The organism is Mitsuaria sp. WAJ17, from assembly GCF_014174515.1.
Taxonomy (GTDB): domain Bacteria; phylum Pseudomonadota; class Gammaproteobacteria; order Burkholderiales; family Burkholderiaceae_C; genus Roseateles_B.
On the sequence record NZ_JACJUG010000116.1, the window covers coordinates 1 to 448 of the forward strand.

Genomic DNA, 448 nt, shown 5'->3' on the forward strand with positions numbered 1-448 from the left:
TGAAACGCGATCTGACGGACTTGCCCGAACTGCTGACGCAGGCGCGCGACACCGCGCTACGCAGCCTGCTGAGCCTGGACCAGCAGCCGGCGGCGGTGCGGCCGCAGCCTCCCGAGACCGGACTCTTGCGCAGCGCCGCGCCGGGTACGACGGCCGCCCTGCGTCTCTTTGAACAGCACTGGCTGCCGCGCCTGGCCGCCAGCGCCGGGCCGCGCTACCTCGGCTTTGTGACGGGGGGCGCCACGCCCGCCAGCCTGGTGGGCGACTGGTTGACCGGGGCGCTGGATCAGAACCCGACAGCCGATTGGGACAGCGAAGCGTCAGAACTGGAGCGGCAGACGGTGCGCGAACTGGCCGGGTGGTTTGGCCTGGGCGCAGCGCATGAGGGCAGCTTCGTCTCCGGCGCGACGATGTCCAACTTCGTCGGCCTGGCGCTGGCGCGCGAATG

1 pseudogene is annotated in these 448 nt (G+C 71.4%); it reads left to right on the forward strand.

Annotated features, from left to right (window positions below):
• Window positions 1-20: 20 nt before the first annotated feature.
• Window positions 21-448: pseudogene (locus H5407_RS23625) on the forward strand (aspartate aminotransferase family protein); the annotation flags it as partial.